The organism is Anaerococcus sp. (assembly GCF_022770135.1).
Taxonomy (GTDB): domain Bacteria; phylum Bacillota; class Clostridia; order Tissierellales; family Peptoniphilaceae; genus Anaerococcus.
Map to the genome: position 1 here is coordinate 1 of NZ_JALEIL010000097.1, position 20,040 is coordinate 20,040.

23 protein-coding genes and 1 riboswitch are annotated in these 20,040 nt (G+C 37.1%); of the genes, 3 read left to right on the top strand and 20 right to left on the bottom strand.

Annotated elements, in window-relative coordinates; all coding sequences use genetic code 11:
- The 7 genes from MRZ08_RS04530 to srtB all read right to left on the bottom strand — a co-directional run.
- On the bottom strand, positions 1–708 hold a 708-nt coding region (locus tag MRZ08_RS04530; protein WP_297379792.1), incomplete at its 3' end, for a sugar kinase.
- Positions 709–796: 88 nt separating this feature from the next.
- Positions 797–2,098, bottom strand: a complete 1,302-nt coding sequence (locus MRZ08_RS04535; protein WP_297379795.1) for a TRAP transporter large permease — start codon at positions 2,096–2,098, stop codon at positions 797–799.
- On the bottom strand, positions 2,095–2,646 hold the full coding sequence (locus MRZ08_RS04540) for a TRAP transporter small permease (RefSeq protein WP_297379798.1): 552 nt from the start codon (positions 2,644–2,646) through the stop codon (positions 2,095–2,097). Before MRZ08_RS04540 ends, MRZ08_RS04535 begins: the two co-directional genes overlap by 4 nt.
- A 1-nt stretch (position 2,647) precedes the next feature.
- A complete protein-coding gene (locus MRZ08_RS04545) occupies positions 2,648–3,670 on the bottom strand; it encodes a TRAP transporter substrate-binding protein (RefSeq protein WP_297379801.1) in 1,023 nt (340 codons plus the stop codon).
- A 17-nt stretch (positions 3,671–3,687) separates the two neighbouring features.
- A complete protein-coding gene (locus MRZ08_RS04550) occupies positions 3,688–4,686 on the bottom strand; it encodes a LacI family DNA-binding transcriptional regulator (protein ID WP_297379803.1) in 999 nt (332 codons plus the stop codon).
- Positions 4,687–4,957: 271 nt separating this feature from the next.
- On the bottom strand, positions 4,958–5,860 hold the full coding sequence (locus tag MRZ08_RS04555) for an 8-oxoguanine DNA glycosylase (RefSeq protein WP_297379806.1): 903 nt from the start codon (positions 5,858–5,860) through the stop codon (positions 4,958–4,960).
- Positions 5,860–6,636 carry a class B sortase gene (gene srtB / locus MRZ08_RS04560; RefSeq protein WP_297379809.1) on the bottom strand — a complete coding sequence of 259 codons (777 nt, stop codon included), beginning with the start codon at positions 6,634–6,636 and terminating at the stop codon, positions 5,860–5,862. The genes MRZ08_RS04555 and srtB overlap by 1 nt, the downstream gene beginning before the upstream one ends.
- A gap of 98 nt (positions 6,637–6,734) precedes the next feature.
- Here srtB and MRZ08_RS04565 point away from each other — a divergent pair, with 98 nt between their 5' ends.
- Positions 6,735–6,968, top strand: coding sequence for a glutathione S-transferase N-terminal domain-containing protein (locus MRZ08_RS04565; RefSeq protein WP_297379812.1), 234 nt, complete (start codon positions 6,735–6,737; stop codon positions 6,966–6,968).
- A gap of 8 nt (positions 6,969–6,976) precedes the next feature.
- Positions 6,977–7,780, top strand: a complete 804-nt coding sequence (locus MRZ08_RS04570) for a Cof-type HAD-IIB family hydrolase (RefSeq protein ID WP_297379814.1) — start codon at positions 6,977–6,979, stop codon at positions 7,778–7,780.
- Between the two features lie 42 nt (positions 7,781–7,822).
- On the opposite strand, the gene MRZ08_RS04575 is transcribed toward MRZ08_RS04570, so the two are convergent.
- The 11 genes from MRZ08_RS04575 to trkA form a co-directional block, all read right to left on the bottom strand.
- Positions 7,823–8,089, bottom strand: coding sequence for a hypothetical protein (locus tag MRZ08_RS04575; RefSeq protein ID WP_297379817.1), 267 nt, complete (start codon positions 8,087–8,089; stop codon positions 7,823–7,825).
- Between the two features lie 93 nt (positions 8,090–8,182).
- A complete protein-coding gene (locus MRZ08_RS04580; protein ID WP_297379820.1) occupies positions 8,183–8,890 on the bottom strand; it encodes an aldose epimerase in 708 nt (235 codons plus the stop codon).
- A gap of 3 nt (positions 8,891–8,893) precedes the next feature.
- Complete coding sequence (locus MRZ08_RS04585; RefSeq protein WP_297379824.1) at positions 8,894–9,403, bottom strand: ferritin; 510 nt, start codon at positions 9,401–9,403, stop codon at positions 8,894–8,896.
- Positions 9,403–9,705 (bottom strand): hypothetical protein, encoded by a 303-nt coding sequence (locus MRZ08_RS04590; protein WP_297379828.1) that lies wholly within the window; start codon positions 9,703–9,705, stop codon positions 9,403–9,405. The genes MRZ08_RS04585 and MRZ08_RS04590 overlap by 1 nt, the downstream gene beginning before the upstream one ends.
- Positions 9,706–9,840: 135 nt before the next feature.
- Entirely contained in the window at positions 9,841–10,470 is a 630-nt protein-coding gene (locus MRZ08_RS04595) for an epoxyqueuosine reductase QueH (protein ID WP_297379831.1), read from the bottom strand.
- Between the two features lie 70 nt (positions 10,471–10,540).
- Positions 10,541–10,930, bottom strand: coding sequence for a 30S ribosomal protein S9 (gene rpsI / locus MRZ08_RS04600; RefSeq protein WP_297379834.1), 390 nt, complete (start codon positions 10,928–10,930; stop codon positions 10,541–10,543).
- 11 nt (positions 10,931–10,941) lie between these two features.
- A complete protein-coding gene (rplM, locus tag MRZ08_RS04605) occupies positions 10,942–11,382 on the bottom strand; it encodes a 50S ribosomal protein L13 (protein WP_297379837.1) in 441 nt (146 codons plus the stop codon).
- 188 nt (positions 11,383–11,570) lie between these two features.
- Positions 11,571–12,731: a putative hydroxymethylpyrimidine transporter CytX gene (cytX, locus tag MRZ08_RS04610; RefSeq protein WP_297379841.1), complete on the bottom strand. Its 1,161-nt coding sequence runs from the start codon at positions 12,729–12,731 to the stop codon at positions 11,571–11,573.
- Positions 12,732–12,737: 6 nt separating this feature from the next.
- Positions 12,738–13,535 carry a bifunctional hydroxymethylpyrimidine kinase/phosphomethylpyrimidine kinase gene (gene thiD / locus MRZ08_RS04615; protein ID WP_297379844.1) on the bottom strand — a complete coding sequence of 266 codons (798 nt, stop codon included), beginning with the start codon at positions 13,533–13,535 and terminating at the stop codon, positions 12,738–12,740.
- A 65-nt stretch (positions 13,536–13,600) separates the two neighbouring features.
- A riboswitch (TPP riboswitch) is annotated at positions 13,601–13,703 on the bottom strand.
- 318 nt (positions 13,704–14,021) lie between these two features.
- Positions 14,022–15,479 carry a TrkH family potassium uptake protein gene (locus tag MRZ08_RS04620; RefSeq protein WP_297379847.1) on the bottom strand — a complete coding sequence of 486 codons (1,458 nt, stop codon included), beginning with the start codon at positions 15,477–15,479 and terminating at the stop codon, positions 14,022–14,024.
- 2 nt (positions 15,480–15,481) lie between these two features.
- A complete protein-coding gene (gene trkA / locus MRZ08_RS04625) occupies positions 15,482–16,849 on the bottom strand; it encodes a Trk system potassium transporter TrkA (RefSeq protein WP_297379850.1) in 1,368 nt (455 codons plus the stop codon).
- A 310-nt stretch (positions 16,850–17,159) separates the two neighbouring features.
- Here trkA and nhaC point away from each other — a divergent pair, with 310 nt between their 5' ends.
- Entirely contained in the window at positions 17,160–18,692 is a 1,533-nt protein-coding gene (gene nhaC / locus MRZ08_RS04630; RefSeq protein ID WP_297379853.1) for a Na+/H+ antiporter NhaC, read from the top strand.
- Between the two features lie 95 nt (positions 18,693–18,787).
- Here nhaC and MRZ08_RS04635 read toward each other — a convergent pair whose 3' ends face one another.
- Both MRZ08_RS04635 and MRZ08_RS04640 read right to left on the bottom strand, forming a co-directional pair.
- Positions 18,788–19,552 (bottom strand): hypothetical protein, encoded by a 765-nt coding sequence (locus tag MRZ08_RS04635; protein ID WP_297379857.1) that lies wholly within the window; start codon positions 19,550–19,552, stop codon positions 18,788–18,790.
- A gap of 90 nt (positions 19,553–19,642) precedes the next feature.
- Positions 19,643–20,040 (bottom strand): isochorismatase family protein (locus tag MRZ08_RS04640; protein ID WP_297379860.1); only part of this gene is annotated, 398 nt, incomplete at its 5' end.

Sequence of the window (20,040 nt, forward strand, 5' to 3'; positions counted from 1 at the left end):
GGAGTTTCTGATAGATGAGATTGTATATTTGATATCATATTTTTCATGAATATCTCTAAGCATCCTAGAAAGCACCTCATCATTGAAATCGCCTGTAAAGTAATCATGTTTTGTCGGAAGGACTCCTATAAGGATATCGACCATAGGAAGGACCTCTTCGTAGAAATCACAAGCCTCCTCGAGTGTCCAAAGGCTTGACCTATAGTTTAGATCAAAGACAATATCTAGCCCTCTCTTCTTGGCTTCTTTTATCGAATATGTAACAAGGTCTCTTCCCTCTTTTGATATAGCTGCTGTAATTCCAGTAGCAAAATATAGAGACTTCCCTTCAAATATCCCATCCCAATCAAACTCTTCTATCTTAGCCTCAGATATGGAGGAATTTTTCCTATCATAGATTACCTTAGGTGACCTAAGACCCACGCCTTTTTCCGCATAGTAAATCCCTAACCTATCTCCTCCCCTAACTATGTAGTCGGTATTGATGCCAAATCTTCTTATATTGTTAAAGGCAGCCTGGCCCATCTCATTATCAACAAGTTTTGTCACATAAGTTACATTATCGCCTAAATTAGAAAGGGCTATGGCTACATTGGCTTCCGCTCCACCAAATATTACTTCAAAGCTATCAGCCTGGACGAATCTTTCAAAATCAAATGGAGAAAGCCTAAGGGTCAGCTCTCCTAATGTTACAACTTTAGCTTTCATAATTACTCCTTATATAAGTCTTAGAAAAAGAAATGCCAACACAATAATAAAAATATAAGGGGAAATTTTACCCTCCCCCTAATTTAACTTATATTAGTCCAGCCTTAAGTGGTAGAACTAGTGATGTCATTGGAACATAAGTTACTAATAAGAGTCCTATAAGAATTGCTACATAGAATCTTATCATGTAAGGCATAACCTTAGATAGGGTAGTGTCTCCTACCTTGATTGCAACGAAAAGTGTGTTACCAACTGGTGGTGTGATATTTCCTATACATAGGTTGTAGACAACCATTAGACCAAATTGCACTGGATGCATACCGAATTCTGTCGCAATAGGAAGAAATAGTGGTGTAAAGATCAAGATTGCTGGTGTTACGTCCATGAAAGTTCCTGATATAAGTAGGATTATGTTCATAATCAAAAATATTACATACTTGTTGCTTGAAACGGATAACAAGGCATTTCCTACCATTTGTGGAATTCCTGTAAAGGCCATTACCCAAGAAAGAATGTTTGATACGCCGATTAGGAAAACAACTATGGCACTCATCTTAGCTGATTCTACTATGATATTCCATACCTTTTTTACATTTAAGTTCTTGTAGATAAACCCTAGGATTAAGGAATAGAGTACTGATATAGCAGATCCTTCAGTAGCTGTAAATATTCCTGCTACGATTCCTCCTATAACTACTATGATTAATCCTAATGAAGGGAGGGCTCTTAGGGTTGCTCTTCCAAGATTTGCGAAGGAAAACTTTCCTTCATTTGCCTTGTAGCCTTTTTTCTTAGCTATGGCTATTGCTACTATGATACAAGCTACAGACCAAATTAGTCCTGGTACATATCCTCCTAGGAAAAGTGCTGCGACAGATGTTCCTCCAGAAACTAAAGAATAAGTGATTAAGGCGTTTGATGGTGGAATCAAAAGTCCTGCAGGAGCTGAGGCTCCATTTGCAGATGCAGATACAGCCTTATCATAACCTTGTCTTTCCTCTCCGTCTTTTACCATTGATCCTACTGCTGCAGCTGCTGCTGATGCAGATCCTGAGATTGCTCCAAACAAAGCATTGGCCCCAACATTTGTTACAAGTAAGGCTCCAGGAAGCTTTCCTAGGATTGCCATTACAAAGTCTACTAGTCTTTTGGCTATTCCTCCCTCATTCATCAGATTTCCTGCTAGGATAAAGAATGGAATTGCCGTAAGGGTAAAGGAGCTCATACCGACAAAGGTTCTTTGAGCTGCCGTTAGGGTTGCAACGTCCGCTGGTATTGTTGTAATTATTGTAATGATTGAAGCTATACCGATGGAGAAGGCAATTGGCACTCCAGTCGCCAGTAGTATAACTAAGGATAATAAGATTATGGCTAGAGCATTTGCACTCATTTTTTACCTCCTTCATATTTGGCTACTTCTTCTGTGTCGTTGGCCATGTTTGAAGCGATTTCTTCAGTTGATTTGGCCTTTACGAATTTTTCCTTGCCAGATAGAATATCTTTTATGTTCATTATTGTATAGCAGATATTAATTATTCCAGTTATAGGAAGTGGAATGTAGAAATATCCTACTGCTATAGTTAAGGATGATGTAGTCTGACTTAGGGCAAGCTTAGTAATAGCGATTCCTCCCATGGTTAGAACTGTTAGGGAGAAAAGCAAGATCATAAGCTCTCCAAAGATTGCAAGGACCTTTTGGGTCTTTGGCTCTCTTTTTTCAACCAAAACAGGGATATTCATATGGCCCTTCTCGCTTACTACAAGACTTGCTCCAAAGAGGGTTGACCAAGCAAATAGATAGGCTACAAGTTCTTCTGACCAGGTAGATGGACTATTTAGGACGTATCTTGTAAATACTTGCCATACTACTAGGATAAACATGATCAAAAGACTTGCACCTGTAAGCCCTTTCAAAATATTGTCTAAAGTTTTTCTCATATCAGCCCTCCTTTGCTGGATATTCTTCGTTGTATTTTTGGATAGCATCGTAGAAGGGAGCTAGCTTGTCATTTCTTTCTAGAACTTCCTTTGTAAGTGGTGCCACAGCGTCTACGAAAGGCTTTTGGTCAGGATAGATAAACTCTACTCCCATTTCACTTGCCTTTTCCTTGGCCTTATCTACTGCTATTTTCCATTCTTTTCTTTGAACTTCATTTAAAACTTTAAATCCTTCATCAAAGACTTTTCTGTCTTCTTCTGGAAGGCCTTCTAGCCAGTTGTAGTTTGCAATTACTATATCTGGAACCATTTGGTGCATGTCGTAAGAATAGTACTTGCACACTTCCCCGTGGCCATTGTCTGTAAGACTCATCTCGTTATTTTCTGCTCCATCGATGATACCTGATTGAAGAGCTGTGTATACTTCACCAAAGCCCATAGGTGATGCAGAAGATCCTAATAGATCCATCATCCTGACATTGGTTGGGGATTGTTGGACTCTAATCTTTAGTCCGCTAAGGTCCTCTGGAGAATTCACTGGTTTATCCTTGGTATAAAAGGACCTAGAACCTGCGTCAAGCCAGGCTACTCCCTCAAATCCACCTTCTCTTGTCGATTCAAAAATAGGCTTAACAATTTCTGGATCATCCATTACATGGTGGTAGGCTTCGCTTGATGCGAAAAGATATGGGAGGTTGAAGATCTCCCAAACATCGTTGAAGGTCTCAAGAATTGCGTTACTTGCAACACAGATATTGATCGCTCCAGTTTGGGTTAGCTGAACCATGTCGATTTGAGAGCCCAAAAGCTCTGATGGGTAGACTTGGATGTCGTACTTATCTCCAAGCTCATTTTCTACATATTCCTCAAAAGCCAAAAGTCCCAAGTGGGTTGGGTGGTTTTGAGATTGGTTGTGGCCGACTCTTATAATTGTTTTTTGACTAACGCTTCCTGCTTTGGAACAAGCAGTAAATATAAGAGCAAAAATAACAGCCATAAAAATGGTTTTAAATTTACTTTTCATATTATCTCCTTTCATAATTACACAGTTTCCTTCTCTATTAGCTTCGCCTTGACCATGATATTATTATTAGCTTTTTCGCCCTTTATAATTTTAAATAAATTGCTCACAGCAAGATCTACTTGTTTGTCTATAGTTTGGTCGATAGATGTTATAGTTTGATTGGTGAAATTTGTCGCATCAATATTGTCAAAACCTATTAGGCCAAGTTCTTCCGGAACCTTGTGGCCTGAATTTACATAAATCTTGTAAAATATAACCGCAAGACTATCACGCTCAAACTGGATACAATCGAAATCGTTTTTTTCAAGAAAATCAATTAGACCATGAAACTCGGAAACTTCATGACTAGTAAGCTTATATTCTACAAAATCAGGCTTATCATAATACCTATAAAGAGCCTCGATAAATCCAGCCTTCTTCGCTACATAAGAACGAGTTACAAAGCCCCTATCCAAGGACACATAAAGTGGCTTTTTGTAGCCTTTTTCCTTGAAAAGATTCACTGCCTGATCCATCGCATCAATTTCATCTATGTAGACATTAACTATCCTATCGCTATCTATAGTAGAACTAACATTGAGCATGGCCATTGGCACATCCTTACTCACTTCGACTAGAATCTTGTAGAAGTCTTCTTGCTCATAGGTAGATCCAACTCCAATGATTGCTTCTACTTGATTTTCTAAAAGTAAATCAAGGTATGATTTCTTCTTTGCCAAATCATCTGTCGTCACACACAAAAGTGTAGAAAATCCTGACGATTCGAGTTTTCTCTCAAGCTCATAGGCTGATTGAGATTCGAAATATTTCCTAATATCAGGAACCATTATTCCAATAAGCTCGCTGCTTTTTTTGGCAAGAGACCTTGCAATTCTATTTGGAGTATATCCGTTCTCCTTGATGACCTTTTCAATTTTTTCCCTGGCTTTCTTGCTGACATTGTTTTGCTTGTTGATAACTCGAGAAACAGTGGCAGTAGAGTAGCCCGAAGCCTTGGCTATATCATATATATCCATCCTAACCTCCTATAAAACCCTTTCCCAAAGGTAAATGAGAAATCTGTAAGCCTAATCTTAGTATATTTAGCAAAAACAATATTTTATTACTAATTATTGCAACCGCTTACATCTTGTAATATTATAATATATCATTGTTTGTGAATTGTCAAATGATTTTTAAAATTTTTATAGTAAAATTTGCTAGATAAAAAGCCCTTGCATAGAATAAACTTCATCTGTCCTAGTCCATAATCTAACAGCTTTTTATCCTTGCAAAGGCTTAATCATCTTATTTTCCAATTTTTTCTTCTCTCCCATAATAGAAGAGGTATTGTTGGGCGTAGCCGGCGTTTTTACCGAAATATTTTCTAGCATAATCGTCAACTTGTTTCTTAGGGACTTCCTTTTTGATAAAAAGTGTCTCCATAACTCTTTTAATCCACACATCTACAGGAAAGGTCTCTCTCCTGTGGTAGGCAAAAAGCAAGATGCAATCAGCAACCTTTGGCCCAACTCCAGGAAGTTCTATTAGCTTTTTCCTGAGATCTTCAGTATCGAGGTCACTTGCTCCTTCTAAGTGTCCTTCATAGATCATCCTGCTCGCTTCCACTATTCTCTTATCCCTGAAGCCTACTCGGGCATATTCCCTTAGGTCCTCTGGCTCAACTTCCATCAAGACTTCTGGCCTCGGAAATGAATAATACTTTCTTCCCTTGTATTCTCCTATAAAGTCCCCATATCTTTCAGATATAATCCTTACAGCCTTTTTAATCCTAGGGATTTGGTTGTTGGCTGAGATTATAAAAGAAATTGTAGTCTCAAAGACTTCTTGGTTTAGGATTCTAATCCCGTAGCCATAGTCCGTTGCTTTTTCCATTACCGGGTCAATCGCCACTTCTTTCTTGATATCTTCATAGGAAAGACCTAAGTCGAAGTAGTCATAAAAGATTTCATTAAAGTCTTCTAGACTTATGTTTCTTATAAGACTTACTCCCTCATCAAGCTTTAGAACATTGATTATCTTTCCCATAAATACTGCTGTGTAGGATCCATCTTCTTCCTTATGGAAGTTGAAACATTGGCCACATTCGAAAATATGGCTCGGTTCAAAAGAGGCCTCCCTTAGGATAAGCCCCTTGTCAGTTTCTTCAATATTAATTTTTCTCTTTGAATTTGTCGTGTATCTTTCCACTATCTTATCCTTACTGCATGCACAGCTAGTCTTTGATCTTCATAATCGTATTGGCAGGTTGATAGGGTGACAATTGTATCATCCTCGTTAAATTCTCTTGTATCAAGACTTACTTCAGACATATCCTTTAATTTATTAAAATATGGAATCTTGTCCGCGTCGTACATAAACTCAAGAGTCCTATAATCATAGTCGGAAGGAGTACCATAGGCTGAGAATATCTCGTATTCACGTAGGCCTTCTTCTGTTGTTACATACACAACCCTGTGATTTTCGGCAAATTCTTGCTTTCTATATTGATCAAGGGGAGTAAACATTGACTCAAGTTCTAGATGATGACCGTAAATTACAGTATTGTCATCATTTAAGTCTGTCGAATTATTGGTATCCATAAAGATGGAACCAGCTATATCATATTCCTTGTTAAGTCCCTTCCTTAGATAGAAGCTGTTATCTTCCGCATGGAGGATTGGGTACTTGATAGCTGTATTAGGAATTTCGATAACTCCTACTACATCTGAGTTTTCTTCCTTGAACTTCTTTAGTAGATAAAGGTTCTGCTCTTCAAGCTTTTTGAACTTTTCTTCTTCTGTTAGTTCCTTATCATCATTTCCATTATTAGCCTCGCCCTTACTTTCTTCTATAAGGCCAGCTATGTGTTTGTTATTTTTCATATTAGTCCAATAGTCATAGCCTCTCTTACCTAAGATCCCCAGGCAAACAATTATAATGACTATTAGGATAAATCTAATAACAGATATTACTTTGTTTTTCATCGAACCACCTTTGTGTAAACTTTAAAATATTCATATAATAAGTATAATATACCTTAATGAAGATATTATGAAAGTTTTTAAAAAAATGAGGTGAAATAATGAAAGATTACAAACTATTCGTAGGAACTGTATGCCCATATTGTAAAAAAGTTGAAAACTTTATGAAAGAAGAAAACATAGAACTTGAAGTTGTAAATATAAACGAGGATAGAGACGGACTAAATGAACTAGTAGAAAAGGGAGGCAAAAGACAAATCCCTTGCCTATATCATGATGGAGAATATCTCTACGAATCAGACGATATCATAGAGTTTTTGAAGGCTAATAAATAGGATATCCTATGATAAAACTAATAGCATCAGATATTGATGAAACTCTGGTAGATAAGGATAAAAACGTACCAGAAAGAAATAGAATCGCCATCCAAAAGGCTCAAGAAAAAGGCATCATCGTAATGCTTGCCACAGGTCGCGGCACTTATGAGCTTTTTGATATACCTGAACAAGCTGGAGTAATCCACGATGATCGCTATGTGATCTGCTGTAATGGGGCGATTGTTATGAATATAAAAACCAAAGAGATAGTCCACTCCATGGGATTAAAGTATGAATATGCCAAGACTGTTTTTGATTATGCCTATGCTAATAATCAAACTTGCTATATCTACACCCTTAATCATAAGTATGGTCTCAATCTCGACCGTGATTCCTATGCGGAAGAACAAATCACCGAGCTTACTGACAATAACATTGACTTCCTAAAAGATCAAATCATCCTAAAGGCCATCCTTAAAAACAAGGACATGAACTACCTTCAAGGGCTAGAAATCGACATAGCCTATCTTACCAACTATGATGTAGAGATAGCCTATTCATCAGATATGTTCATGGAAATAAATGCCAAGGGTGTCAACAAGGCAAGGGCCTTGGAGAAGGTATGTGAACACTATGGTATTGGACTTGACGAAGTATTGGCTATTGGAGATAACTACAATGACGTAGCCATGCTAGAAGAAGCAGGCACTTCTGTCGCTGTAGCCAACGCCCATCTCCAAGTAAAAGAATCCGCCAACTTCGTAGCAGAAGCTACGAATGAAGAGGGTGCTGTAGGTGAAGCTATAGAAAGATTTGTTTTAAACAAATAAAATAAGAGCCGTTGCAGGTAAGTGTGCAACAGCTCTATTTTTTTACCAAGTTTGATAATTTTCTTTATAGTACCTATATCCAAAATATCCAAGGCCAGCAACAACAAGTACTGGCAAAAGCTTTACTATAAGGCCTAAGAATCCTCCAATTACAGCTAGTGGCAAGGCCAATAGAGTAATCACTAATAAAACCGGAAGGAATACTAGGCCCAAAACGAGTCCGATAATTCCTAGACCCAACTTAAATATAAACTTAATCATTCCCCCTCCTAATACTAGGAAAAGTATTAGCATTGCTATAGTTGCCATAATTATCTCCTTTTAATATTCTTAAGATAATTATACGTATTATTAAGTTATTTTCAAGTTATTTAGCTAATATTTAGTTTTCAGTTAACTATTTTAAATATCTTTAATCAAAATATCAAATTCTTGAACGAAAGTTTTTCCCTTTTCTAAATAGAAAGGCTCTAAGTCATCTGCTAGGAAGCTTTTACCATTGTAAGTTGGCTCGATGCATACATAATCATCCAAAAAGTCAGACCAGATGGTAAAAGTACCTATATTTTCATTTCCTTTAACTTGAACTTCCATATCAGCCTTAGAAAAAGTCATAGAATCAGCGTCAATAAAAATAGAATTAGGAAGGTCTTCCTTTTCAATATTGTGACTATTTAGACTTAAATCCTCAAAGCTTGTGGCAAAGTATGGATGAAAGGCAGGAGCTATAGGAAGGCTTCCCTCTCCCTTATTTTCTATAGTAAGCCTTATTTTTAGTCCATCTTCCAAAAGCTTATAAGAAATCTCAAAGTAAATGTCTTTATAAGACCCAAGGCCTTTAAGTCCTAGCTTAAGATAATCCTTCCCATAGTCAACTACTTCCCAGCGTTCATCTCTTCCAAATCCATGGCTAGGTAGTTCATTTAAGAGCTTATCATCCGAAAAATTAGGGGCGCACACATGCATGCCACCCCTAATCTTGTAAGAATCGCCCAGAGGAAGGCTCTTTTTATCGAAAAACACTTCCTTATCTTTGAAGGTAAAGCTTTCGACATAGGCTCCTTCCTCGTTGATATGGGCCCTTAAATTCTTATTATTTATAATTTTCATATATTACTCAGCTATTGATGGTGTTGTTGGTTCTGGTCTTTGTCCTAGTTCAGCATCCATAATATAAACTGAGTGCCAGTCATCTCCAACTCTTTCAAGTCTTGTAACAAGTTTGTTGAATGTTTCCTCTTCTTCAACTTGTTCATCGATGTACCATTGGATGAAGCTTCTAACTCTCTCGTCAACTCCGTTTGCTTCTTTTGCGATGTTTGTGATTCTTCTTGTAACTTCTTTTTCATGCTCTAAGGCAGATTTCATTACGTCAAGAACAGAATCATATTCTGCTTTTGGTTCTGGAATTGCTTTATAAACTGGTTTGTAGCCAACTGATTGGAGGAAGTTTTTCATTCCTTCTCCGTGATTAATTTCTTCTGTTACTTGTTGATCCATCCAAGTTGTGAATCCTTCAAGGTCTAAATCATCAGTATATGCAGCCATAGCCTTGTAAATATAAGCTGACTCAAATTCAAAGTTCATTTGTTCATTGATTAAATCTAAAATTTTCTTATCCATTATTTTATTTCTCCTTCTTCGATGTAATTATCATATAGGGTGTAGACCCCATATATGTACATACCCTTTTTTATAATTATATCTATCACTTCATTGATAGATCTTGGGAGGATATCTACTGTGAAAGAGTGATCCTTGATAGTAAATCTCTTTGATTTGATGATTTTTTTCTCCATTAAATCATTAAAAATACCCACAGCAATAGACCTCTCGAAGCTTTTATCCAAGTCGAAAGTTACAGGATAAACTTCATCTGCCTTATCTTTATCTAGTATTTTTTTAATAAGCATCAAATCTTTCATAATCCTCTCCTATAAGAATATTACCCAATAATCGAAAAAACTAACTTCTTTTAGAAAATATTTCTCATAAGAGAATATAAGTTGTCATTTATAGATAAATCATATTGATCTATTTGCTAGCAGAGCATTAATCTCCTATAAATTATTATGCTTTTCTTCCATTTCCTTAAAGGAGAAAATACAACCGCAATAATCTTGTCTGTAAAGATCGTATTTGTTTGAAAGTTCTATGGATTTTTTGTAGCCATTTTTCTTCTTAAAATCTGAATATAGATACTTCACACCATATTCCTTCTCCAAACTCTCTCCTATCTCATTAAGCCACTGGCTGTTTTTGTATGGAGAAATCGAAAGGGTTGTCGAAAAGTAATCGTAAGACTTCTCTTTGGCAAACTTGGCCGTCTCTTCTAGCCTTAACCTATAACATTTATAGCAAGCCTCTCCTCCCTCATGGTCATCCCTCCTAAGCTTTGCAATCTCAGCAAAGTCAGATATATCATTTGGAGGAAAGATTATCTTGGACTCTATGCCAAGGGCATCTTTTAAGTCTCTTAGGGTATCCACCCTTTTTTCTAGCTCGCTTGTAGGATATATCATAGGATTATAGTAGAAAAGATCAATCTCAAAGTCATCATATATCCTCTCTATAACAGCTGTTGAGCAAGGTGCACAGCAAACCTGCATCAAAAGCCTTGGCTTTAGACCCATTTTTTTATTTTCTTTTATAATCTCTTCCATCTTGAGATTGTAGTTAATCTTTTGCATATTTATCTCCTTTAGATAAATTTAGTAAAAAATAAACCGCAAGTCGTAACCTGCGGTTGTAATTGTATAATTATCTCTTTGAGAATTGAGATGATTTTCTTGCCTTTTTGAAACCAGGTTTCTTTCTTTCTTTTTTACGAGAATCTCTTGTTAAGAATCCTGCTCTCTTAAGGGCTTGTCTATAGTCAGGGTTAGCAATTAGTAGTGCTCTTGCGATAGCGTGTCTGATTGCTCCTGCTTGTCCTGTATATCCTCCACCATTAACATTGATTTTGATATCATAGTTGTTTAGGTTCTCTGTTAATTCAAGTGGTGATTTTGCTATTACTTTTAGTGTTTCATAGTTGAAGTATTCGTCTAGGCTTCTTCCATTAACAAGGATTTGTCCGTTACCAGAAACCATAGTACATCTAGCTACAGATGTCTTTCTTCTTCCTGTTGATTGAATTATATCTGCCATCTAAGCCCTCCTTAATTTAATTCCAAAACTTCAGGCATTTGGGATTCATGTCCGTGTTCGCTACCAGCGTAAACTCTAAGCTTCTTAGCCATAGCACGACCAAGCTTGTTGTGTGGAAGCATGCCCTCGATTGCGTGTGTTACGATAAATTCAGGTTTTTTAGCTTTCATATCCTTGAATTTAGTAATCTTTTGTCCACCGCTGTATCCTGAGTATCTTTGGTATTCTTTTTGGTCTTCTTTGTTACCAGTAAGAACGACTTTGTCAGCATTGATTACAATAACATAATCTCCAGTATCGTAGTGTGGAGTAAATGTTGCTTTGTTCTTTCCTCTTAAAAGTGCTGCAACTTGGCTAGCTAGTCTACCTAGAACCATACCTTCTGCATCAACGACATACCATTTTCTGTCGATTTGATCAGGAGTTGCAGTCCATGTTTTTTGATATTTCATAAAATTCCTCCTATAAATTTTTCGCCTACTATATTTAGACACCGCTTCTAGTAGGTGGCGGCTTTACTCGTCCTGACATTTGTTTATAATCGCATTCAGGATTTGCGATTTCAATCGAAAAGCTTCATAAAAGAAACCTTAAGTTGACTCATTTATAATACTACAGACCTTAGGTCTTGTCAATTACCTTACTTGGTTTTTCGAAAAATTTTCCTTAAAATCAAAGTTACTATGATTGTAAGAAGTACCGATAAGATAGAAGCACCAAGAGCCACATCCACCTTTAATAAAATTCTATATATTATAAAACCTAGTACCCAGCTTATTATATTTACTTTCTCGTCTGCTTTTGATTTTTCTTTCTTTAAGAAAAAGTCTCCTATTTGGACAGCTATCATAGGGGCAAAGACTGAACCTATTAGATAGAGGAAGTTTGTAATATCATCCATTGGATAGACCATAGCCAAAATGATACCAATTACACTTACAATTATCGCAACCTTTTTCCCATCGGCATCTTCCTTAATTGCTTCGAAAGAAATCCCTGCTGAATATGCGTCTAGAAAAGTTGTAGTTACAGTCGATAAAATTATTATGATTATAGCCAAAGATCCAATTCCTGAATAGGAAAATATAGAAGAAAGAGTTGATTGACCAGTAGCGATTGCCCCTGTTAGACCAATAATATACATCCACAAAGATACAAGGGAATAGATTCCTACCGAAATCCAAGTCGCCTTCTCTGGCTTTTCAGCCTTTGATGTGTAATCAGATATTAAAGGAAGCCAACTCATAGGCATGGCTATGGCAAGCTCTACTGCTCCTCCAAAAGATAGGGCCTCGGAACTTGCTTTTGTTATCAAATCACTTGTAAAAGCCTTTCTAGACATCAAAATCGTTAGGACAAAAAGGGCTATCATTGAAACTGTATTTATCTTGCCAAGGTTGGTAATCCCTACGGCAATCCAGATTATTATAAGAATTCCAATAAGAAGAGCCCAAATATTATTTCCCCTTCCAAAAAGTTCGCCAGAAGAGATTGCTCCGTCATAAATCATTATAGCAGTCCAGCCTACTAGTTGGAGGAAGTTTAGGATTGCAAAAAATATCCCTCCGACCTTGCCAAAACTTAGCTTTGTCGTTTCCATCGCAGAAAGCCCAGTTCTTGCACCAATAAGGCCCGCCAAGCTCATTAGGATAAAACCTCCTATGTGACCTATAACAATAGCAAGAATAGCACTTTTAAAATCCATTGAGGCATAGTAAGTACCTGTCAAAATCTCTGCTATTGAAACTCCTGCCCCAAACCAAATTAAACCATTTTCATATATACTTGTTTTCTTTTCCATAAATTCCTACTTCTTGTATTCATCCTTAATATCAAAAGCGTGATTCATTGGACCAGATCCCTTTCCTAGATCTAGGCCATCTTTGAGGCAGCTTTCCAAATATTTTTTCGCTTTTCTTATAGCTTCTTCTAGCCCATAGCCTTTGGCGAGATTTGCAGCAATAGCAGAGGAAAGAGTACATCCTGTCCCGTGAGTGTTGGGATTATCAATTCTTTCTCCCTTAATCCAAATTCCAGAGCCATTTTCATAAAGATAATCATTGGCATCATTTATCCTATGACCGCCCTTAAGGAGGACATTCACCCCATATTCTTCATATATTTTCTCTGCTGCCTCTTCCATATCAGCCTCATCCCTAATCTTAAGAGAAGAAATCAACTCCGCCTCTGGAATATTGGGCGTGATAAGTAAGGCAAGTGGGAAAAGTTCCTCTTTTAAAGCATCTATGGCATCATCTTTCAAAAGCTTAGAGCCTGAAGTTGCGACCATAACAGGATCTAAAACTATATTTTTCGCTCCATATTCCTTTAATTTAAGAGCTATCGTTCTAATCAAGTCCTTATCTGAAACCATGCCAATTTTAACAGCATCTGGGAAAATATCAGTAAAAACCGCATCCATTTGCTTTTCTAGAAAATCACTAGTCACATCCATAATCCCACTTACCCCACAAGTATTTTGAGCAGTAAGAGCAGTTATAACAGACTCAGCAAAGACTCCATTTAGACTCATAGTCTTAAGATCAGCCTGAATACCAGCTCCCCCAGAAGAGTCAGAGCCAGCAATAGTAAGTGCTACTTTCATAAAAACCTCCATAATTTATTACAAGAAAATTTCTCAAAGAAAAAGCGGAAGACAAAAACAAAGTCATTCCGCTTAATAAATCTCCCTACGTTGGCATTATCCAAATCAGGTAAGGTCGAGGGCAACACCCTCCTCTCAGATCCTAAAAGAACTCCCTTGCTTTATTCTTTTTATATATAAATTGTAAGGTCTTAGTATACAAAAGTCAACTGGGGAAAGATATTTTATATATATCTAAGACTAAAATGTTTTAAATATAGCTTTCTGAATATTGTAATATATCTTTATGCAGGGTTGGACCCTTCGAACCTCAGGGAGACAGCTAAGGGGGGGCGGCAGCGCTCTAAATGCCGCTTGGGCAAATGCCCCCTTAGGCTGTCCCCTAGAGAACGAAGATATTAACTTTATTATAATAATAACTAAATTGGTCAGATAACTATATCAAAAATATTTTTAGTCTCAGATATTTTTAAAAAAATATCTCCCCTACTTCCTAATATTCCTATAAGTACCCGCAGAAAACAATAATATCATTGGATATAGTTCCAATCTTCCAAATAGCATGGCGAAGGTTAGGGTTAGTTTTGATAGTTTGCTCATTGCTTCAAAGCTTGTTACTGGACCGAAGTCTATTAGACCTGGACCTACGTTGTTGTAGGTTGTAGCTACTGCTGAGAAGGCTGATTCGAAGTTATTTGTCTCAAGGGTTACTACTAGCATAAAGATTATAAACAAGAATATATAAACTAGGATATATCTGTTTATGGATTCTTCTACTTCCTTGTCCACTCTTTTGCCATCCATCTTGTTTACGCTTACCCTAAGTGGGTTTAGAGCTTTTCTTATTTGATTTAGGGCTGATTTGAATAATACTACAAATCTAGAAACTTTTATTCCGCCTGCAGTTGATCCTGCACATCCTCCCACGAACATCAAAAATATCAAGATATGTCTGGAGAAAAGTGGCCAAGTCCCATAGTCTAGGGATACGTACCCTGTCGTTGTTATAATTGAAGATACAGTAAATAATGAAGTAACCCCAGTAAAAAACGAACTATCGTACATACTTCTTATATTGAAAAATATCAGTGCAGATGTGGCTAGCACTATGCCCAAGTACCAATAAAGCTCCTCGCTTTTTACTGCTTGCTTAACTGATCTTATTAGTGAAAAATAATATATGTTGAAATTGACACCGAAGGCAAGCATGGCTATAGATAAAACTATCTCTATATATCTTGAATTGTAATATCCAATAGATGCGGCCTTATTGGAAAATCCGCCAGTTCCAGCAGTTCCCATGGCGTGAATTATAGCATCAAATAAATTCATTCCTCCAAAAAGAAGAAAGATTGTTGTAACAACAGTAAGGGCTATATACATTAGATAAAGGACCCTTGCTGTTTGAGATAGTTTAGGAGTGATCTTGCCGAAGGTTGGCCCTGGTACTTCTGCCTGCATTAGGGAAGATGACTCCTTGTTAGCCTTTGGCATTATTGCAAGGGTAAAGACCAAGATTCCCATTCCTCCAATAAAGTGGGAGAAAGACCTCCAGAAAATTATCGAATGAGGTAGAAGCTCAACATTAGAAGCAACTGAGGCTCCACAAGTTGTAAATCCACTCGCCATTTCAAAAAAGGCATCGACAAAGCTTGGATAATTACTTGCTGTTAGATAAAGTGGTATTGCTCCTATTAGAGAAAAAATCATCCAACAAGAAGCTGTGATAAACATGGCCTCTTTGGTGAAAATATGGCCCTTGGCTGAGCCAGATTTCATAAGCACAAATCCTAAAACAAAGGCTAAGACAATTGGTATTGCAAAATTTCTTATATCTATTAAACTTTCCCTATAAATCAGACCTACAAGTAGGGGAATAAGCATAAGCATAGCCAAAACTTGCATAAGTCTTCCTATAGTATATTTAACTACTGATCCGTTCATATCTACTCCACTATGTCATCTATGGTTTGGAAGCTGTGATTTGTTGTAATAACCAGAACCCTATCTCCCAAAGAAATCATAGAATCTCCGTTTGGCACCTCGATTGCCCCGTCTCTTTCCTCATGCTTGATACAAGCAATCAAGGTATCTTCTCTGATGTTTAAGTCCTTTAACTTCTTGCCAAAGATTTCTGAATGCTCAATTGCAGCAAACTCAATTACCTCTACCTCATCATCTTCCAGCCTGTATAGGGAAGTGATGGAAGATCCACGAGCATTTTCCTTGCTTCTTATAATCCTATTTATAACATCACTGGCAGCCCTCTTTGGAGTAAAGGTAGTATCTATATCTAAAATCCCTGTCATCTTGATAAGCTTAATCCTATTGACCTTGGAAATTATTTTTTCAATCCCGTATTTCTTGCCCAGAAGGGAAATCAAGATGTTTTCCTCATCCATACCTGTAAGACAAACCATAGCATCGAAGGTATTTACCCTTACTTCTTCGAGTACATCAGGGTCAGATCCATCAGCATTTATAACTACAGCATCAGAGTACTTTTCGCTGAAGGCTTCTGCCTTTTCCTTATCGATTTCCACAAGAGTTACGCCAAAGCCTCTCTCCAAGAGCAGACCTGTTAGATGATCGGAGATTGAACCTGCTCCTATAATTAAGACATTTTTAATCTCATACCTATCGAGAACTTCCTGCTTGTAGAACCTATCCACACCTTCCTTCTCACCAATAACGTAGATCTTCTCCCCCTTTTCAAGGACGTAGGAGCCATGAGGAATGTAGATTTTGCCATTATTATTTACAATTCCAATAAGGGTATGGTAATTTGCAGAATAAGCATTAAGATCAGATATCCTAGATCCAGCGAGCCTTGAATCTTCCGATATAACAATCTCCATCATGATGGCCTGATCTCTAAAAAATCCTTCGACATTTAGGGCGTGAGAATACTTAAGGGCTCTTTGGATATCCTTAGCCGCTATAGATTCTGGATTGACTATCCTTCTCGCTGATGTGATCTCCTCTATTATTTCCTTCTGCTTCATATATTGAGGGTCTCGTAGCCTAATGATTATATTTTTAGCCCCTAGCTTTTTGGCCATGGTTGAAGCGATTAAATTTACATCATCAGATAAGGTGATTGCAATAAACAAATCACAATCTCCCACATTCGCATCGATTAAGACCTCAGGGTCCCTTCCATCTCCAACAATTCCCATAACATCATTGGCAGCAAGGAGCCTGTCGAGGACGTCCTTGTCGTGATCTATTACTAAAATATCGTGGCCTTCATCGGCCAAATCGCTCGTAAGATACGATCCGACCTTACCAGCTCCCAGTATTATAATATTCATACTTCCTCCTAGATTACTTAAGTATAGCACTTATACATTTAAAATCAACTATAGTCTATATATATTTTATAAAAAGCATTAATCTTTGATAATTTTAAAAACAACTTTCACTCATATTTTATAACAAGTAGAAAATAATTCAATATCTTCCTTAAGAGTAAGTTCGGAAATAAATTTATAATCCTAGTAGATTTTGATTTATCTTGATAACTAGTTATCATATAAAATTATATGTTGACAAATTTATCAATCTGATGTAGGATATACTTAGTTAATTTATCACGCTAATATGTTTTATGGAGGACTTATTATGAAAAAAACTTATAGGCTCCCCTCTTTGTTTGAGGCGATCTTACCTATTATTACTATGATATCATTGATGATTTATGTCTTTGCTTTCGCCAAGGAAGGCGGAGATAATATTTACGATGCTGCCCACCTTCCTCTTATTATAGGAATTATTGTAGCAAGCCTTGTGGGACTTTTTTGCGGAAGAAGTTTTAGGGAAATGGTCGATGGGATGATCGATCGTATTAGGACAACTCTTGATGCGATTTTAATTCTTCTAACTGTTGGACTTTTGATTTCTTCCTTTATGATTTCAGGAACTATCCCTGCTTTAATCTATTATGGTTTGACCTTCCTAAGTCCCAAGCTCTTCCTTCCAGTTGGCTGTATCATTACGGCTCTTGTTGGCCTTGCTTGTGGATCTTCTTGGACTGCTACAGCGACAATCGGTATTGCCTTTATGACTATAGGTCAAGGACTTGGCATTAATCCTGCTATAACTGCAGGTATGGTAATCTCCGGGGCCTATATTGGAGATAAGTTCTCTCCCTTATCAGATACTACAAATCTTGCTGCAGGAGTGGCAAAAACCGGGCTTTTCGACCACGTTACTGCTATGGTTTCTACAACAGGACCAGTGTTTTTGATTGCTCTAATTCTTTATAGCCTTATTTCACTTAAGATTGATACTACAAATTACGATCCAAATATTGCAGAAGGAATAAAGTCAGCTCTTGCTAGCAATTTTAACTTAAATCCCATGGTTCTTTTGCCAATTCTTTTAATAGTTCTTGTCTGTATTTTAAGGATTGAGGGACTTGCTGGTGTTATGATTTCTGTTTTCGTTGGTCTAGTTTTTTCTATGATTTTTCAAAAACAAAGAAGTCTTGCGGAAATTTTCGCCATTCTTCACTACGGCCCAGACATAGAGACAGGCAATGCATTTGTAGATATGGCTCTTTCCAAGGGTGGTATGGACAATCAAATGTGGACGGTCAATCTCATCTTACTTGCAGTATCCTTTGGTGGAGCCTTGGAGCGAGCTGGTATTATTGAAAGACTCTTCGCACACCTTAAGGAGAAAATCAATTCCGTAGGAGGCCTTGTCTTTCTTACCATGGTCACATCGATTTTCTGTGATGCGACTATGTGCGATCAGTTCCTAGGCATTGGAGTTCCTGCTCCGCTCTATGAGGATAAGTACGATGAGCTAGGTCTTTCTCGAAATATGCTTTCAAGAACTCTCGAAGATGCCGGGACCTTGTGGGCGGTAATGTTTCCGTGGACTGCCTGTGGGGCCTATCAGATGAAGACTTTGGGAGTAAGCCCTATAAGCTTTTTCCCTTTTGCCTTCGTCAATCTCCTAAATCCCATCTTTGCCCTAGTTACAGCCCTACTTAAGAGAAATATCTTCTGGGCGGATGGGTCTTATACAAATATATTTGGAAGAACTAAGATGAAAAAAATGGCCAAGGCACCAAAGAAAGCCCAAGACTTTGCCCTTAGCCAATTAGAAAAGTTAAGAAAAGAGGGAAAGGCCCCTCAAATCAATTAAATATCCACAGTAAAAGACGAGCTTATGAATTAGCCTTCTTGATTAGATTTAACTCTAACCTTGAGACTCTTCATAAAAGCTCGTCTTTTTACTTACTAAATTTCATTTTCTTCAACATAGTCCAGATAATTATCAGATAATCTCGCAAGAACTATTGCTGTTGCAAATACCCCATAGACTACAGCTAAGAGGGACAAGATACTTAGAAGTAAGACAAAGCCCATTCCAGCATCATTTCCACCCCAAGTCATCATTAGTACTATAAGGACAATAACTATAACGATAGGTATTATGAAATATTTCAAATACACCATGATAGTCTTTCCAAAAAGGTCCTTACCTATCTTGAATATATTTCTTATTGATGTCCCAAGGCTTTCCTTTCTCTCACTCCCTACAAGCTTATCTGCAAGATAAAAGTTAGCGTAAGTTATAAGGATTGAAAAGATTAAGGATGCGACAGCAACCAAAAAAACTACCAGTATCATTCCAAGACTTTTTCCTATACCATTAGCTATTATACTTTGAGCAAAGACTGCTCCTCCGCCCAAAAGTCCAATGGTTATAGTAAACAAGCTAACTATAAGTGATACTATAATATTTATTAGGATAATCCTTCCTGTAATGAGATTTACTTGATTCAGATACTCTCCAACTGATCCCATCCTGTTTCTAATAAGACCACTAGCTATGGCAAATTGAAACAAAAGAGAAATTAGAGATGTAATAAGTCCTGCAATTATGCTCAAAACAGTTGAATCCTTGCTTATATAATCAAATAAGGTGCTAGTTATAAGAGCAACTAGAATTCCTATAAATTGAATTATAACTATAGATGATAATTTGTATTCTCTTTTCATAGAGCCTCCTTTGTATAAATTATATCATTAATGGATATTAACCACAAAATTTTTCTATCATTTATCAAGAAGCCCCAGTAAAGAAGTTAATTATCTTAAGCTCTTTACCAAATTCGAAATAAATTTAAAATGAGGATCCTTAGAATCTCTGGCTATATCGAATAAAACCATCTCGGTATTTACAAGGACTGCACCCATTTGCCCGAGGCTTGATAGGGCTGTCGCCTTAAGATCTTCTGTAAAGGAAGATACTGCATCTTCTACTAGGAAGACTTCAAGACCCATATCAAGTAAGCTCCTTACTGTTTGGTAGATACAAACGTGTCCTTCTGCTCCAACAACAAGAACTTTTTTAATTTCTTTCTTCTCAATAAAATCTACTACTTCTGGGATAGCTGCATCGAAAAGAGACTTAGCAAAGATCTTATCCTCTTCTATTAATTCCAAAAGCCTATCATCACTCCTACCAAGGCCCTTTGGATATTGCT

Coding starts and splice junctions, on each gene's coding strand:
- MRZ08_RS04535 (WP_297379795.1), bottom strand. CDS start 2,098: ATGAGTGCAAATGCTCTAGCCATAATCTTATTATCCTTAGTTATACTA.
- MRZ08_RS04540 (WP_297379798.1), bottom strand. CDS start 2,646: ATGAGAAAAACTTTAGACAATATTTTGAAAGGGCTTACAGGTGCAAGT.
- MRZ08_RS04545 (WP_297379801.1), bottom strand. CDS start 3,670: ATGAAAAGTAAATTTAAAACCATTTTTATGGCTGTTATTTTTGCTCTT.
- MRZ08_RS04550 (WP_297379803.1), bottom strand. CDS start 4,686: ATGGATATATATGATATAGCCAAGGCTTCGGGCTACTCTACTGCCACT.
- srtB (WP_297379809.1), bottom strand. CDS start 6,636: ATGAAAAACAAAGTAATATCTGTTATTAGATTTATCCTAATAGTCATT.
- MRZ08_RS04565 (WP_297379812.1), top strand. CDS start 6,735: ATGAAAGATTACAAACTATTCGTAGGAACTGTATGCCCATATTGTAAA.
- MRZ08_RS04570 (WP_297379814.1), top strand. CDS start 6,977: ATGATAAAACTAATAGCATCAGATATTGATGAAACTCTGGTAGATAAG.
- MRZ08_RS04575 (WP_297379817.1), bottom strand. CDS start 8,089: ATGGCAACTATAGCAATGCTAATACTTTTCCTAGTATTAGGAGGGGGA.
- MRZ08_RS04580 (WP_297379820.1), bottom strand. CDS start 8,890: ATGAAAATTATAAATAATAAGAATTTAAGGGCCCATATCAACGAGGAA.
- MRZ08_RS04585 (WP_297379824.1), bottom strand. CDS start 9,403: ATGGATAAGAAAATTTTAGATTTAATCAATGAACAAATGAACTTTGAA.
- MRZ08_RS04590 (WP_297379828.1), bottom strand. CDS start 9,705: ATGAAAGATTTGATGCTTATTAAAAAAATACTAGATAAAGATAAGGCA.
- MRZ08_RS04595 (WP_297379831.1), bottom strand. CDS start 10,470: ATGCAAAAGATTAACTACAATCTCAAGATGGAAGAGATTATAAAAGAA.
- rpsI (WP_297379834.1), bottom strand. CDS start 10,930: ATGGCAGATATAATTCAATCAACAGGAAGAAGAAAGACATCTGTAGCT.
- rplM (WP_297379837.1), bottom strand. CDS start 11,382: ATGAAATATCAAAAAACATGGACTGCAACTCCTGATCAAATCGACAGA.
- cytX (WP_297379841.1), bottom strand. CDS start 12,731: ATGGAAAAGAAAACAAGTATATATGAAAATGGTTTAATTTGGTTTGGG.
- thiD (WP_297379844.1), bottom strand. CDS start 13,535: ATGAAAGTAGCACTTACTATTGCTGGCTCTGACTCTTCTGGGGGAGCT.
- MRZ08_RS04620 (WP_297379847.1), bottom strand. CDS start 15,479: ATGAACGGATCAGTAGTTAAATATACTATAGGAAGACTTATGCAAGTT.
- trkA (WP_297379850.1), bottom strand. CDS start 16,849: ATGAATATTATAATACTGGGAGCTGGTAAGGTCGGATCGTATCTTACG.
- nhaC (WP_297379853.1), top strand. CDS start 17,160: ATGAAAAAAACTTATAGGCTCCCCTCTTTGTTTGAGGCGATCTTACCT.
- MRZ08_RS04635 (WP_297379857.1), bottom strand. CDS start 19,552: ATGAAAAGAGAATACAAATTATCATCTATAGTTATAATTCAATTTATA.